The organism is Flavihumibacter petaseus NBRC 106054, assembly GCF_000974785.1.
Lineage (GTDB): Bacteria > Bacteroidota > Bacteroidia > Chitinophagales > Chitinophagaceae > Flavihumibacter > Flavihumibacter petaseus.
The window spans coordinates 815,566-830,545 of record NZ_BBWV01000001.1 but is presented as its reverse complement, the minus strand read 5'-3'; the positions used below and the strand labels follow the sequence as shown (position 1 = coordinate 830,545).

At 49.3% G+C, this 14,980-nt stretch carries 11 protein-coding genes; 5 read left to right on the top strand and 6 right to left on the bottom strand.

From position 1 onward, the window contains the following. Positions 1-3 precede the first annotated feature (3 nt). The 5 genes from gldF to FPE01S_RS03465 are packed head-to-tail and all read left to right on the top strand — an operon-like array spanning position 4 to position 6,612. Positions 4-726 (top strand): gliding motility-associated ABC transporter permease subunit GldF, encoded by a 723-nt coding sequence (gene gldF, locus FPE01S_RS03485; RefSeq protein ID WP_046367488.1) that lies wholly within the window; start codon positions 4-6, stop codon positions 724-726. Between the two features lie 8 nt (positions 727-734). Then, the gene (gene gldG, locus FPE01S_RS03480) at positions 735-2,441 is read left to right on the top strand and encodes a gliding motility-associated ABC transporter substrate-binding protein GldG (RefSeq protein ID WP_046367487.1); all 1,707 of its coding nucleotides are present in this window, start codon (positions 735-737) and stop codon (positions 2,439-2,441) included. Further along, positions 2,441-3,400: a TerC/Alx family metal homeostasis membrane protein gene (locus FPE01S_RS03475; RefSeq protein ID WP_046368616.1), complete on the top strand. Its 960-nt coding sequence runs from the start codon at positions 2,441-2,443 to the stop codon at positions 3,398-3,400. The genes gldG and FPE01S_RS03475 overlap by 1 nt, the downstream gene beginning before the upstream one ends. Then, on the top strand, positions 3,401-5,851 hold the full coding sequence (locus FPE01S_RS03470; protein ID WP_052955479.1) for a bifunctional UDP-N-acetylmuramoyl-tripeptide:D-alanyl-D-alanine ligase/alanine racemase: 2,451 nt from the start codon (positions 3,401-3,403) through the stop codon (positions 5,849-5,851). A 41-nt stretch (positions 5,852-5,892) separates the two neighbouring features. Further along, positions 5,893-6,612 (top strand): lipoprotein signal peptidase, encoded by a 720-nt coding sequence (locus FPE01S_RS03465; protein ID WP_046367486.1) that lies wholly within the window; start codon positions 5,893-5,895, stop codon positions 6,610-6,612. A 203-nt stretch (positions 6,613-6,815) separates the two neighbouring features. Here FPE01S_RS03465 and FPE01S_RS03460 read toward each other — a convergent pair whose 3' ends face one another. The 6 genes from FPE01S_RS03460 to FPE01S_RS03435 form a co-directional block, all read right to left on the bottom strand. Next, positions 6,816-9,152, bottom strand: coding sequence for a T9SS type A sorting domain-containing protein (locus tag FPE01S_RS03460; protein WP_083990122.1), 2,337 nt, complete (start codon positions 9,150-9,152; stop codon positions 6,816-6,818). Between the two features lie 149 nt (positions 9,153-9,301). After that, on the bottom strand, positions 9,302-11,656 hold the full coding sequence (locus FPE01S_RS03455) for a T9SS type A sorting domain-containing protein (protein WP_046367484.1): 2,355 nt from the start codon (positions 11,654-11,656) through the stop codon (positions 9,302-9,304). A 207-nt stretch (positions 11,657-11,863) separates the two neighbouring features. Next, positions 11,864-13,261 carry a class II fumarate hydratase gene (gene fumC / locus FPE01S_RS03450; protein ID WP_046367483.1) on the bottom strand — a complete coding sequence of 466 codons (1,398 nt, stop codon included), beginning with the start codon at positions 13,259-13,261 and terminating at the stop codon, positions 11,864-11,866. Between the two features lie 49 nt (positions 13,262-13,310). Further along, a complete protein-coding gene (locus FPE01S_RS03445; protein WP_046367482.1) occupies positions 13,311-14,090 on the bottom strand; it encodes an enoyl-CoA hydratase/isomerase family protein in 780 nt (259 codons plus the stop codon). A gap of 10 nt (positions 14,091-14,100) precedes the next feature. Next, entirely contained in the window at positions 14,101-14,538 is a 438-nt protein-coding gene (locus tag FPE01S_RS03440; RefSeq protein ID WP_046367481.1) for a VOC family protein, read from the bottom strand. A 1-nt stretch (position 14,539) separates the two neighbouring features. After that, complete coding sequence (locus FPE01S_RS03435) at positions 14,540-14,956, bottom strand: cobalamin B12-binding domain-containing protein (protein ID WP_046367480.1); 417 nt, start codon at positions 14,954-14,956, stop codon at positions 14,540-14,542. Positions 14,957-14,980: the final 24 nt, after the last annotated feature.

The following is a 14,980-nucleotide window of genomic DNA, read 5'->3' as shown; positions in this document are numbered from 1 at the left end:
CGCATGTGGTCTATTTGTAAAAAGGAGTTCCGGCAGTTTTTCAGCAGCCTGACGGGACTGGTTGCCATCATCATTTTTCTCCTGCTGAATGGGCTGTTCCTGTTTGTTTTCCCGGATTCCAGCATTCTGGACTATGGCTATGCCAGCCTTGATAAATTTTTTGAACTGGCACCATGGATCCTTCTCTTCCTGGTACCCGCCGTTACCATGCGCAGCTGGTCGGATGAATTCAAAGCCGGGACATATGAAATACTGCGCACCCGCCCGCTTACCCGCACACAACTGGTAGCCGGAAAATACCTGGGCGCATTCTTCATCGTAGCGCTGGCCCTGATACCAACTGTAATATATGTTTTCAGTGTGCAGGCACTGGCAGTCGACAACGGCATTGACGCCGGTGGCACCCTGGGTTCATATATTGGCCTTTTCCTGCTGGCAGCCGTATTTACGGCCATCGGAACCTGGTGCAGCAGCCAGACGGCAAACCCGGTAGTCGCCTTCCTGTTGAGCGCCTTCTTCTGCTTTATCCTCTATACCGGTTTTGATGCACTCAGCAAATTGCCATTGCTGCAGAACGGCGCGGATTATTTCATGGAAATGATCGGAATTAACTTTCATTACAAGAGCATCAGCAGGGGAGTGGTGGATAGCCGCGATATCATCTACTTCGCCAGCATTATCCTCTTCTTCCTGTTTATCACCAACCGCAAAACAGCGCTCCGCTAAACCAATTCATGAAATCACTGCTCACCTCCAAATACAACTGGCTGATCCTGCTCATCCTGTTAATCGCCATCAACTGGCTGGCTGCATTATGGCCTTTCCGCGCTGACCTTACGGCAGAAAAACGCTACACCCTTTCAAAGCCATCCAGGAAACTGCTTGCTGATCTCCGGGAGCCGGTAACCGTAGATATCCTCCTGGGTGGCGAAATGCCTGCGGGATTCCGGAAACTGGCTAACAGCACACTGGATCTCATGCAGGAGTACAAGGCGAACGGTCGTTCCCGTTTTCAGTATCGGTTTATAAAACCAGGTGAAGGCATGAACGATACGCTTAAAACGATCCTCTATGACTCACTTAGCCGTCTCGGCCTTCGGCCTACCAACATAAAAGCGCAAACGAAAGAAGGCGAAGGCCAGGAAGAAAGACTGGTATTTCCCGGCGCAGTGATTTCCTGCCAGGGCCGTACCACCGCCATCGACCTGCTGCAGGGAGTAAGCGCCCAGGGTGGTCTCGAATCATTAAACAAAGCCGAAGCACTCCTGGAATATAAATTCAGCAACGCAATCCGCCAGGTAACACAGGACACCGTGCCGCTCGTTGGTTATCTCGTCGGAAACGGCGAGCCCCTCAATTACCAGGTATTTGACCTGATCGAAAAAGTGCTGAAAAAAGATTATGCTTTCCGCATTTTGCCGATAGACAGCGTTCCGGCGATACCGGAAGTTTTCAGTGCCCTGCTGATCACCAAACCCACGCTTGCGTTCAATGAATCACAGAAACTGAAGCTTGATCAGTACGTAATGCAGGGAGGGAAATTGCTCTGGATGATTGACAACCTGTATGCTGAAATGGACAGCCTCCAGCGTACACAAAATGAATTCATCGCTTTTGACCGCGGCCTCCAGCTGGAAGACATCCTGTTTAGATACGGCGTAAGGATCAACCTCGACCTCGTGCAGGATCTCAATGCCGATAAAAACCCGTCCGTGGTTGGCTCCGTTGGCGGCAAGCCCCAGATCGAATTGTTACCGTGGCCTTACTTTCCGTTGCTCACCAGTTACAGCGGTCATCCGGTAGCGAAAAACCTGGACTATGTAGTTGCCCAGTTTCCCAATTCAATGGACACGGTCTCTGCTCCCGGTATAACCAAAACTATCCTCCTGAGTACTTCGCCGGAATCCAGGGTACTCGCGTCACCGGCCCGGGTCACCTGGCAAAGCATTCAGACAGAAGATGATCTCAAAACCTTTAACAAAGGCACGATTCCTGTAGCAATGCTGCTGGAGGGACAATTCAGCTCCCTTTATGCCAACCGTTTGTCAAACGAACAGCAGGATGCCTGGCAGCAGGCCTCCGGTAAAGCTTTTGCCAAAAGTTCCGTTCCCGGAAAAATGATCGTCATATCCGATGGCGATATTGCCCTGAATGCCGTTACCCAGAATGAAGGACCTTTGCCCATGGGGATGAACCCCTATACGAAGTACCAGTATGCCAATCACGACTTCATTCAGAATTGCGTAGAGTATCTCGTTGACAATTCCGGAATCCTCGAATCCCGCAGTAAAGATTATACCCTCCGGCTGCTCGATAAGAAAAAGCTGGAGGATGGGAAAGTGAAGTGGCAACTGATGAATATCCTTATACCCGTATTGATAATATTGATCTTTGGCGTAAGCTATCAGTGGATCAGAAAGAAAAAGTATCAGCAGCAGTGATGACAGCAGAGCAAATTACCTATCTCGTTTTCGGCATCGTATTGATCGTTGCCCTTGTGCTTGACCTTGGCCTCCTGAGTAAGCAGACCACCCATATCACCATCCGGAAAGCACTCTTTCAGACAATTTTCTGGGTGAGCCTCGCACTCGCATTTTTTGTATTTCTCTGGTTCGAGAATGGCAAAGTGGTTGCCATTGAATACCTCAGCGCCTACCTCATGGAATGGTCGCTGAGCATCGACAATATCTTCGTTTTTATACTGATCTTTTCCTTTTTTGCTGTACATGAAGATTATGTGCCCCGTGTACTCCTTTACGGTATCCTGATGGCCATCCTGTTCAGGGTGATCTTTATTTCTATTGGCATCGTACTGATCGAAAGATTCCACTGGCTGTTGTACATATTCGGCGCACTGTTGTTGTACACCGGATTCAAGATGTTCTCTGCGAAGCACGAGGAGGAGCCTGACCTGAGTCAGAACAAGGTATACCGCCTGCTTCAGAAAGCTTTTCCATTGGTGCCGCATGATGGCAAGGGAAAATTCTCGGTAGTAGAGAATGGCAAGAAATACTTCACCAATATGTTTGTGGTCATCATCATGCTGGCCACCACCGACATCGTTTTTGCACTGGATTCCATTCCCGCTGTATTTGCCATCTCCCAGAACCGCCTGGTCGTTTATACCAGCAATATTTTCGCTGTTCTCGGTTTAAGGTCGCTTTTCTTCCTGCTGAAAGGAGCTGTCAATAAGTTTGCTTACCTGCAGCAGGGTATCGCAGTTATCCTTGTTTTTATCGGACTGAAAATGCTGGTGGAATACTTTCACTTCAAAGTGCCAGTATTCGTATCGCTGATCGTAATTGTTTTGTGTATCGTAGCCTCGATCGTCTATTCGATCAGCGTCGCCAACCGGGAAGAAAAAGAATATCCTGAAAACGGAGATCAAGAATTACATTGATTGAACTATACCATTGCCGATATCGCAACGCTCACAGGAGCCAGCTGGTTGCAACAGGGAGATCCGGTTACCATTAACCATTTACTGACGGACAGCCGCAAGCTGCTGTTTGCCGATAGCAGCATTTTTTTTGCCATCAGAACATCCAGCCGCGACGGCCACCAGTTTATCAACCGGCTTTATGCGCAGGGTGTTCGCAGCTTTGTGATCAGCCAATCAATGGACCCGACCTTGCTGCCCGGTGCCAATTTATTGCTGGTGGACGATACCCTGGAAGCCTTGCAGCAACTCGCATCGCGGCATCGGATGCGGTTTAGCATTCCTGTAATCGGTATCACCGGAAGCAACGGAAAGACCATTGTAAAAGAATGGCTCAACCAACTGCTTGAAAACGATTTCCGCATTGTTCGCAGCCCGAGAAGTTATAACTCTCAACTCGGTGTACCACTGAGTGTATGCCTGATGGATCCCGTGCACGAATTGGCAATCTTTGAGGCCGGCATTTCCCGTCCCGGTGAAATGAACAGACTTGCAGCCATTATTCAACCGACCATCGGCATTTTTACCAATCTCGGTCTCGCGCACAGTGAAGGATTCAGATCCCAGCAGGAAAAGCTGGAAGAGAAATGGAAACTGTTTGACAGCTGTTCAACAATCATCTATCATAAGGATGGTGGAATAATCGACAAATGGGTTGCTACCCTCAGGGACAATGGTCCTGAAATATTTTCCTGGGGAACCACGGAAGAATGTGCGATGCAGGTGCTTCCGGATTTCCGGATCCGTTACCGCAACACAGAATTTCAGCTGAGGATGCCATTTACCGACGAAGCGTCCATCGAGAATACCCTGCATTGCGTCGCCTGCCTGTTATACCTGGGTATACCGGAAACGCTCATACCGGAGCGGATCGTTCAGCTGAAACCGGTTTCCATGCGGCTGGAACTGAAAGAAGGCATTCACCATTGTTCGGTGATCAACGACAGTTACTCCGCTGATATCAGTTCCCTGACAATTGCACTGGATTTCCTGTCGCAGCAACAACAGCACCTGCGCAAGACAGTCATACTTTCCGATATTCCGGAAACCGGATTGTCAGCCGCCAGGCTTTATGAAAAAGTTGCCTCACTGCTGCACAGGCATGGCATTCAACGCCTGCTTGCGATCGGCCCTGTGATCTCTGAACACCTGCATTATTTTGAGGAAAAAGGCATTCATACCAGAAAATTCATCAGTACAGATGCTTTTGTCAACCGCTTTGATGAGATCCCGTTTCAGGAGGAAACCATTTTGGTGAAAGGGGCGAGACGTTTTGGTTTCGAAACCATTACAGCGCTCCTTGAAATGCAGGAACACCAGACTGTACTGGAAATTAACCTCAATGCGTTACTCAATAACCTTCGGCAATACCAGCAATTGTTATCACCTGGCATCCGGCTGATGGCAATGGTCAAAGCATTTTCATATGGCACCGGCAGCTTTGAGATCGCCAACCTGCTGCAGTTCCATGGGGTTGACTATCTCGCCGTTGCCTATACGGATGAAGGCGTTGCCCTCCGTCGCGCCGGTATACACCTGCCGATAATGGTGATGAATGCCGCACCTTCGGGCTTCGCTGCGCTGTTGGAACATAACCTTGAGCCGGTATTGTATTCACTCCCGTTATTCCGGCAGTTTGGTCAGTACATCAGGCAGGAAGGCCTGAACAGTTATCCTGTTCACCTTGAAATGGAAACGGGAATGAACCGCCTCGGATTCGCCACTGGCGACCTGCCCGAACTGACCCGCCTGTTGCCGGTAAGCGGATTTAAAGTCCAGTCAGTATTCAGCCATCTTGCCGCCAGTGAAGATCCGGCGCATGACGATTTTAGCCGGCATCAGGTGAGGTTGTTCGAACAGGCTTGCCTGTCAATCGCAACAGTTGTACACTATCCTTTTCTTCGTCACATTGAAAACACCGCCGCCATACAGCGAAAGCCGGGATGGCAGTTCGATATGGTCAGATTGGGTATAGGACTGTATGGAATTGATTCTGCCGGAACCGGCGACCTCCATCTGATGGAAGTAGCCACCCTGAAAACAACCATTGCACAGATCAAAACCCTGGGCCCGGAAGATACTGTTGGGTATGGCAGGAGAGGGAGAATTGATCGTCCGTCCCGGATTGCAACGGTTCGGATCGGCTATGCCGACGGCTATCCCCGCAGCCTCGGAAACGGCCGGGGCAGGATGCTGGTTGCCGGAAAGGAAGCCCCTGTGATTGGCAGTATCTGCATGGATATGACCATGTTGGACATAACCGGTATCGGCAATGTAAATGAAGGCGACGAAGTAATTGTTTTTGGCGGTGAACTAACCGTAAGCCGGGTTGCTGAATGGGCTGCAACCATTGCCTATGAAATGCTGACGGGCATTTCACAGCGTGTTAAAAGGATTTATTACCAGGACTAGGAACCCTTTCAACGGTTATCTTTGTCCCTTTAGCGAAAAGTATGGGAAAAGCAAGAAACCTTGTATTACTGATTTTATTGATTTTAGTGGTGGACCAGGCGATTAAGATCTGGGTGAAGACCCATATGCCGCTCAGCTATCATTGGGATGCTTCCCATCAGATGCTTACCCCTTATGACCGGGGAATAAGACCCTTCGGGCCTGAAGCCGAATGGTGCCAGATCTACTTCGTGGAAAATGAAGGAATGGCATGGGGATTATCCTTTGGAGGAGAATGGGGCAAGATGGCATTGACCCTTTTCAGACTGTTGGCAGTGATCTTTGGCGTATGGTACATCCGGGAGATCCTCAGGAAAAAGCATCACCCGGGGTTTATCATCTGTGTGGCACTGATTTTTGCCGGCGCCCTCGGCAATCTTATCGACAGCATGTTCTACGGATTGATATTTGAGAAGAGTACCTATGTCTCGGTAGCCAATATTTTCCCGTCGAAAGGTTACGCCGGCTTTCTGCACGGCCGCGTAGTTGATATGTTTTATTTTCCCGTCATTCGTACGCACTATCCTTCCTGGTTTCCTTTTTTTGGTGGTGAAGACTTTGAGTTTTTCAGCCCCGTCTTCAATCTTGCAGATGCTTCAATCTCCATCGGCGTAATTGCCTTGCTGCTGTTTCAGAAACGCTTTATGCATGGTCATCATGCTGATAAAAACCAGACGATCGAAACCAGTACTCCTGTAAACGACGACGTCCAGGTTTCCTGATCAATACATTCGCCAGCCCCAACTGATTCCCTCTACAACTTCAGTATCAGGGCCAAAAAAATGCCCCTCCTTGAAAAGAGGGGCTCTAAACCCTATATTCGAAATTGACAACATTTCCTTTAACCAAGCCTTTATTGGTCTTTCGGCGGATATTGGTCGTCAAAGCAATATAAGGAACGGACCAAAACGGAACATGAGACTAACTATAGTTGATTCATTTTGATTACTTTTTTCTGCACCACCTGATCATTGAACCTGGCCATCAGGATGTAAGTACCCGCAGGCAGTATACCGGTTTCACCCAGGATCAGTCTGTTGCTTCCTCTTGTCACTTTCCAGTTCGCCTGTTTTAAAGGTTTACCATAGAGATCAAAGAGGGTTACCTGGATGTCGCCGTTATCCGGAACGGTCAGTTCAACGGGTAACTGTGTATTGAACGGGTTCTGTACTGTTTTTATTGCCAAAGTCAGCATTGCGTCCCGTTGCGGCGCAACACTTAACTGGTGCGTGTATTTGGTTTTTCCTTCAAACACCATGGAGATTCTGTAATACGTAGTCTGGCTGAGCTGACCCGGATCCACCGTCGTATAGTTGTTCTGACTTCCGGTAGCCAGGGCCATGGTCTCGTTAACCGTTTTCCACTGCCTCAGATCAGTGCTTTTCTCGATTACATATTTCAATCCGGGAACCTCGTTCACGGCTGCCCAGCGAAGTGACGTACCACTGTTCATGCTCTGCGCCTTGAACTGGATCACATTGGCATCGAGCACCCAGGTACAGTTATTAACCATTACCACCACCGTTGTACTGGCCAGAAACGAACAACTGTTGTTATTCAGGTTATCCTGGGTGGTTGCAATGCGGAGGCGGATAATATTGCCGGCAGTTGAGCTGTCTCCCAGGAAAGGTGCATGGGGAACATAGTAAACATATTGTCCGCTGTTGAGTACAGGTGTTCCTGTTCCGGAATTTTCATTGCTCCAGGTATTGCCACCATCAGTACTTTTCTCCCAACGCCAGCTGGTGTAATTATTAAAGTAACTTTTTACTTCTGCATCAAAGTCAACCTGGTTGCCAAAACAAACCACTGCGTTGCCATAGGGTCTCATGGTCAGGTTAGGCTGACAGGTTGCAATGGCGATATCATCCATCACCCAGTCGTTTCCGCCGCCACCCTGGGCATTGTTCCGGATCGAGAAGGTTACAGTATTCTGTGTTGCTCCTGTGGTAAAGGTGAAACCTTTTTTCACCCAGCTGCTGGTATAGGGGATCTCACCGGTACTGTACCGGTCGATATCATCCAGCACCCAGGTCAGGTTGGGCCGCACACCGTCGCCCGAACTGCGCGCCAGACTCGAATCCCAGTGACAGTTCTTACATACATTTCGAATCCATGCCGAAAATTCATAAGTGGTATTGGGGCATAGGCCTGAAATCGTTTGGCGGTAGGCTTCATTCGTTACATAGTCGGAGTTGACTACCAGCATGTAACCACCTGATTGGTTGGCGCCGGCCGGTGCATTCCCGGTGGAATTATTGGATCCTGTATGATCGCCGTTGATATCCCAGGAGCCGAACATCCGGTTGCTGCAGGCATTGGCTGCCGGTACATTGCTGCCACAACTCAATTCACGGTTCGCATTCACGTTGGTGCTGCTCACCGGGCTGGTATTTTTCATGATGGAATACATGCCGTCATCCACTGGCTGGTTCGGCAAATCGCTGTTGACGATATAACGGAAATTGGGAATCGGGAACATCGCTGATGTACTTCTCACCAGCGAATTGCCTGATCCGAATGTACCACCATTTTCACCGGCGAAGTTGGTTCCGGTGATATTGTCACAGAGTGGATTGTTTTTGGTGATAAGGATCTGGAAGCGTAAAACAGAAATCGGAACACTGATTCCGTTTGCTGTTGTCGAATAATAGAAACGAGCTGCGCCTAGTTTGATAATATCGCCATAATTACCGGTTACCCTTACGCGGAAGGCTGTAGAAAAGAGGTGCCCTGAATACCACCTGGGGCGGTCACCGCTATTCACATCTTTTACATTGATCCTGCCTGTTCCGGTTGTGCTTCCGGTACCTGTCAGTTTATTGTTGGCGGGGGCTGTAGCGTACCTGCCCAGGTTGATCCGGATATGGTACTCGCCACCAGCGGGATTGGCAATAAAGGTGCCAGGATCATCGCCCGCGTTAGTGGTGTATTGCTTAAGCGTCACCCCCTCGTTGGTAATAACCCGAAGGTACTCTGTGGGAGAGGTGATCATGGCAGTATTGGTAGGCAGGGAATCATAATACCGTACGTTGTAGTACGTATAGTTATTACCACTGTTGGATCCCCAGGCAATATGAATGCTGTGGCGGATTTCAAGAATATCCCCCGGCTCCACTGTTCCCCCGACTGTTTGTTTTGTAATGTTTACATAACTGTAACCATTCCGGGGTTGCGCCAACAGGATTGTTGGAACCAAAAGCGCAAATAGTATGATTAGATAGTTACAAACAGCAAAAACTACTGTGTAAAGTTTTCTCATAGATTCGGATTAATGTGACCATCATAACTGGAAACGGTAACCGATCTCTTTCTATTGCAATAAATCTGTCTATTGGTCGAAAAATTTTATAAATCGTTAATTTCTAATCTGTTATTAGCAGAATTGCTATCGTATTTATACCTGGTTCACTACCTGTTTGCCTTGATAACTTTGCGCTGAACCAGTTTATCTCCCATCCTGATCATCAGGATATAAGTGCCTGAGGCAAGGGAACTTGTATTTGCCAGAACGAGTTTATTGCCACCCCGCTGAAGTTTCCAGTCCAGCTGCTTTACCTGTTTGCCATAAAGATCATAGAGGGCAATATTGGCCTCACCGCTGACCGGCGTATAGAGATCAAAAGGTAACTGGCTGTTAAAAGGATTCTGGATCGCCTGCAACACCAGGTCGCTTCCGGGAACAAGCCCTGGCTGAACCAATAACTGGTGAGTGAATTTTTGTTTTCCGTTATAGACCATGCTGATCCGGTAATAGGTCGGTTTATTCAGCGGCGAAGGGTCTAGTTCACTATAGTTGTTTTGTGCACCATTCACTTTGGCATTCACTTCCCTTACCATGGTCCAGTTCCGCTGATCAGTGCTTTTTTCCAATACGTAGACCAGACCCTCTGATTCGTTGACTGTGGCCCAGCGAAGCGACGTTCCGCTGGCTCCTGGCTGCGCCTTGAACTGTACAATATCTGCACTCAGTACCCACTCGCAATTGTGCACCAGTACTACTACCTGGGTCGATGCAAGGAAGGAACAACTGTTATTGTTGAGATTGTCTGACGTGGTGGCCACACGCAATCTTATAATATCGTTGTGGGTGTTTTCATCGCCAATAATCGGAGGGAAATTCACAGTGTAGGTATACTGGCCTCCTACCAGTGCGGGTGTGCCGGTTGAATTGGACTGATTGCTCCAGGTAGTACCGCCGTCAGTACTTCTTTCCCAGCGATAAGAGGAATAGTTGCTGAACACACTCTGGATATCTGCTGAAAAAGATACCTGGTTGCCATAACAAACCGATGCATTGCCGTAGGGTTTCATGACCAGGTTAGGTTGACAGGTCGCAATGGAAATATCGTCCATTACCCAGTCGTTTCCACCGCCACCCTGGGCATTGTTCCGGATAGAAAAGGTAACTGATGTCTGACTTGCCCCCGTGGTAAAGGTGAATCCCTTTTTTATCCAATTGCCGGTATAAGCTATTTCTCCGGTACCATACCGGTCAATACCATCGAGCACAAATGTCAGACTGGGTTTCACCCCGGCACCGGTGCGGGCATTCAGGGTGGCGTCCATGCCACAATAGGAACAGATGTTTTTGATCCAGGCCGAAAACTCATAAGTGGTTCCCGGACATAAACCGGAAATGGTCTGCCTGTAGGCTTCGGATGTTACATAGTCAGAATTCACCATTAACATGTATCCGGAATTCGCCCCTGAAGCCGGCGGTACATTACCGCCTGTCGTGGCCGTACCACTATGGTCGCCGGCGATATCCCAAACGCTGAACATCCTGTTGTTACAGTTATTTGCTGTTGTCGTGGCTGGAGAACTTGAATTACAGTTAGGCTCTTTTTTGGCGGCGGTATTGTTGCTGCCGCGGGGACTGAGGTTATTCACAATGGCGTAGCTGCCGTCATTCACTGCATTACTCGCAGACACGTTGTTGACGTAGGTGTATCCTGAAATGGCATAGGAAGGGCCTGTTGAACGGTTAAGGCTGTTGCCGGATCCAAATGTGCCGCCGCTTTCGCCGGCAAAATTGGCGCCAACAGTATTGGTGCAAAGCGCATCATTTTTGGCGATAAGAATTTTGTACCGGTAAACCGGAATGGGAATGCTGACCGTAGAATTGCTCGTGGTGGTGTAGTAGAAGCGTGCAGCTCCGAGATCAATGACTTGCCCATATGTACCGGTAACAGTCACTCTGAAGGCAGTTGAGAAAAGGTGACCAGTATACCATTTCGGCGCATCGCCGGCTCCCTGGCTGGAGACGTTTATGGAAGACGCTCCGGTAAGCGATCCTGTTCCTGATACTTTGTTGTTGGCCGGAGCAGTCGGCGCAGACCCCAGGTTAATCCGGATATGATATTCTCCACCGGCAGGATTGGCAATATAGGTACCGGCATCATCTCCAGCAGTGGTGGTGTATGACTTACCCGCAAGGGTAACACCTTCATTGGTGATCACCCGCAAACTCCCCCCCATCGCAGTAGTAACCATCGTGGTTCTTGTCGGTAGGGAGTCGTAGTACCGTACATTATAAATTCTGCCACTGTTTGCACTATTGAATCCCCAGGGAATATGTATGCTGTGGCGGATCTCCAGCACATCGCCGGGTTCCACCGTTCCACCAACCGTTTGTTTGGTGATGTTCACATAACTGTATCCGTTGGTAACCTGGGCAGATGCGGAAATATGCCAGGTCAGCAGGCAGCAACAGACAATAATTTTCAGGGCAACAGCAAAGGCTGTCGCATAGCGATTATTCATAGCCGGGATTATATCTTTATATAGGATAGTGAAAAAGGAAAAAGACTCAAGGGGCGGATCAGGATTTTAACAAACGCAAATTTCCTTAGAGGTATTGCTGTACCCAAAGTTTTTAGCTGGTTCTGGGTATTTTCCGGATAAACAGACGAAAGCCTCCGATAAACGGAGGCTTTCGTGGTAGTATTTCGGTAAGGGATAGGCGAAGTATCAGATCTTTCCCACCATATTGGCCGGAATAACCCAGGCATCAAAATCTTCCGGTGTCAGATGTCCCAGTTTTACCGCCATTTCTTTCAGGGTTGTCCCTTCCTTATGTGCTTTCTGCGCGATCTCGGCTGCCTTATAATAGCCGATTTTGGTGTTAAGCGCTGTAACCAGCATCAGGGAATTCTCCACGTGCTTACGGATATTGGCTTCGATCGGCTCTATGCCCGCCGCACATTTGTCGTTGAAGCTCACACAACCATCGCCGATCAGGCGGGCACTGTGCAGGAAGTTAAAAATCATTACCGGCTTGAACACATTCAGTTCAAAGTGGCCGGTGGCGCCGCCGATATTGATGGCAACATCATTACCGAGCACCTGGGCTGCGATCATCGTCAATGCTTCACACTGGGTAGGATTTACTTTGCCGGGCATGATAGATGATCCGGGTTCATTATCCGGAATATGAATCTCGCCAATGCCTGAGCGGGGACCACTGGACAACATCCGGATATCGTTGGCGATTTTCATCAGGCTTACGGCAACAGTCTTGAGCGCACCATGTGCTTCCACGATCGCATCATGAGCAGCCAGTGCTTCGAATTTATTCTCGGCTGTTATAAACGGAAGACCTGTGAGTGTTGCAATGTGAGCCGCGACATTTTCGGAATAGTTCTCGGGTGTATTGATGCCGGTTCCGACCGCAGTTCCGCCAAGTGCCAGTTCAGACAGATGGGGTAAGGTATTCCTGATGGCTTTCAACCCATGATCCAGTTGGGATACGTATCCGCTGAATTCCTGACCCAGGGTAAGCGGTGTAGCATCCATAAAATGGGTACGGCCGATCTTTACCACATTCATAAAGGCCTTGCTCTTTGCAGCCAGTGTATCACGAAGCTTCTCGATGCCTGGTATCGTGATTTCAATCAGCATCTTGTAAGCGGCGATATGCATCGCAGTCGGGAAAGTGTCATTGGAGGATTGCGACTTGTTCACATCATCATTGGGATGCAGGAATTTTTCCTTATCCTCCAGCTTTCCGCCATTGAGCACATGACCACGATAGGCGATCACTTCATTCACATTCATGTTACTCTGGGTGCCGGATCCCGTCTGCCAAACCACCAGCGGAAAATACTGGTCCAGTTTGCCCGCCAGGATTTCGTCACAAACTTTACCGATGAGATCTGATTTTTCTTTGGTCAGTATACCCGCATCAAGATTGGTGAGTGCCGCAGCTTTCTTCAGGTAAGCGAATGCCCGTATGATCTCGAGCGGCATCCTGTTGGTGTCCTGGGCAATCCTGAAATTGTCAATGCTGCGCTGGGTTTGTGCGCCATAAAAAGCATCCACGGGTACTTTAACTTCTCCCATGGTATCTTTTTCTATTCTGTAATCCATATCGCGACGTTGATGGTTTAGGCCGCGAAGTTAGGCTGGAATAGGGAAATTAGGCGCCTCTGAACACGGGTTTACGCTTTTCAAGGAAGGCTGCTGCACCTTCTTTGGCATCTGCAGTGTCGAAAAGTTCCCCGAAAGCCCTTGCTTCCCGGGCCATTCCTTCCGGGTCACACCGGTCAGCCAGGTTAACGAGTGCGATGATCCGGCTGATGGCCAATGGCGCTTTGGCAATGATCGTTTCCAGTATTTCCTGGCACCTGGAGAGCAGGGCTTTTGGTGCCGTTACTTCATTGACCAGCCCCAGCCGCAATGCCTCCCCGGCATCCAGCATGTTTCCGGTCATGAGCAGTTCCATCGCCTTTCCCTTGCCGATAAGCCTTGTTAACCGCTGGGTGCCCCCATACCCGGGTGTAAGACCAAGGTTTACCTCGGGTTGCCCGAACCTGGCCTGATCTGCAGCGATGCGGAAATGACAGGCCATAGCCAGTTCACAACCTCCACCGAGCGCAAAACCATTCACGGCCGCAATCACGGGTTTGGGACAATTTTCTATTTTATCAAACACTTTTGCCTGCGCCTGCAATGCCATTGCTTCACCACCACGGCTGTCGAGGCCCGAAAATTCAGAGATATCTGCCCCGGCAACAAAACTCTTTGGTCCGCTTCCGGTAATTACCGCTGCTTTTATTTCCGGTTCCAGGTAAACCAGTTCCAGCACTTGCCCCAATTCGGCAATTACCGCTTTGTTAAGCGCATTCAGTTTATCTGGCCGGTTGATGGTAATCGTTAGAATACCGTTGTTGAGTGCTGTCAGGATTGTCTGGTACATAACTATTAATTCACGAGGTAAGTATGGCGCCGTTGTCATCGAGCCCTATAAAAGGATTGTAGGCGAATTCCCAGTAATTGTCTTCGTTGTCGCAGGCATAACCGCTGTATCCGCCCCAGAATACTTTTGCCGGCGCCTTGATAATGGTCACGCCATTCGCCCTAAAGCCTTCAAAGATGTCATCCACTTCTTTTTCAGAGTGGCAGTTGATCGAAAGTGTTACACGCCTGAATCCTGCGCCGTTGTTGACGATGCCGGCATCGTCAGCCAGTGCATCGGAAGGGAACAGCGCCATGATCTGACCGTGCAACTGGAAAAAAACAATACCTTCTGATTCGCCGGGCAACGGCTTCCATCCGAATTTTTGCTGATAAAAGATACTGCTGGCCTGCAGGTCTCTGACGCCCAGTGTGATGAAGGAAATTCTTTGTGGTGGTAACCTGATCATGTCAGAAATTTCGGTGCTGCTGTACCCACGTGGTGATATAGCTGGCAATGTCTACAGTGGATGTTCCCGGTGCAAAAAGGCGACCCACGCCCATGTCATGCAGGGTGTTCATGTCATCATCCGGAATTATGCCGCCGCCGGTAAGCAGAACGTCATCCATCCGGTACGCTTTCATCAGGGTGATGATCTTAGGAAATACAGTCATGTGGGCGCCGCTGAGAATGCTGATGCCAATGGCATCCACATCTTCCTGCAAGGCTGCATTGACCACCATTTCGGGGGTCTGCCGTAACCCTGTGTAGATCACCTCCATACCCGCATCCCGCAGGGCTGTGGCAATTACTTTTGCGCCGCGGTCATGGCCGTCAAGACCAACCTTGGCAACTAATACCCTGATGGGACGATTGATGGTATTCATATGGCCTGGTAAAGATAGGCAGAA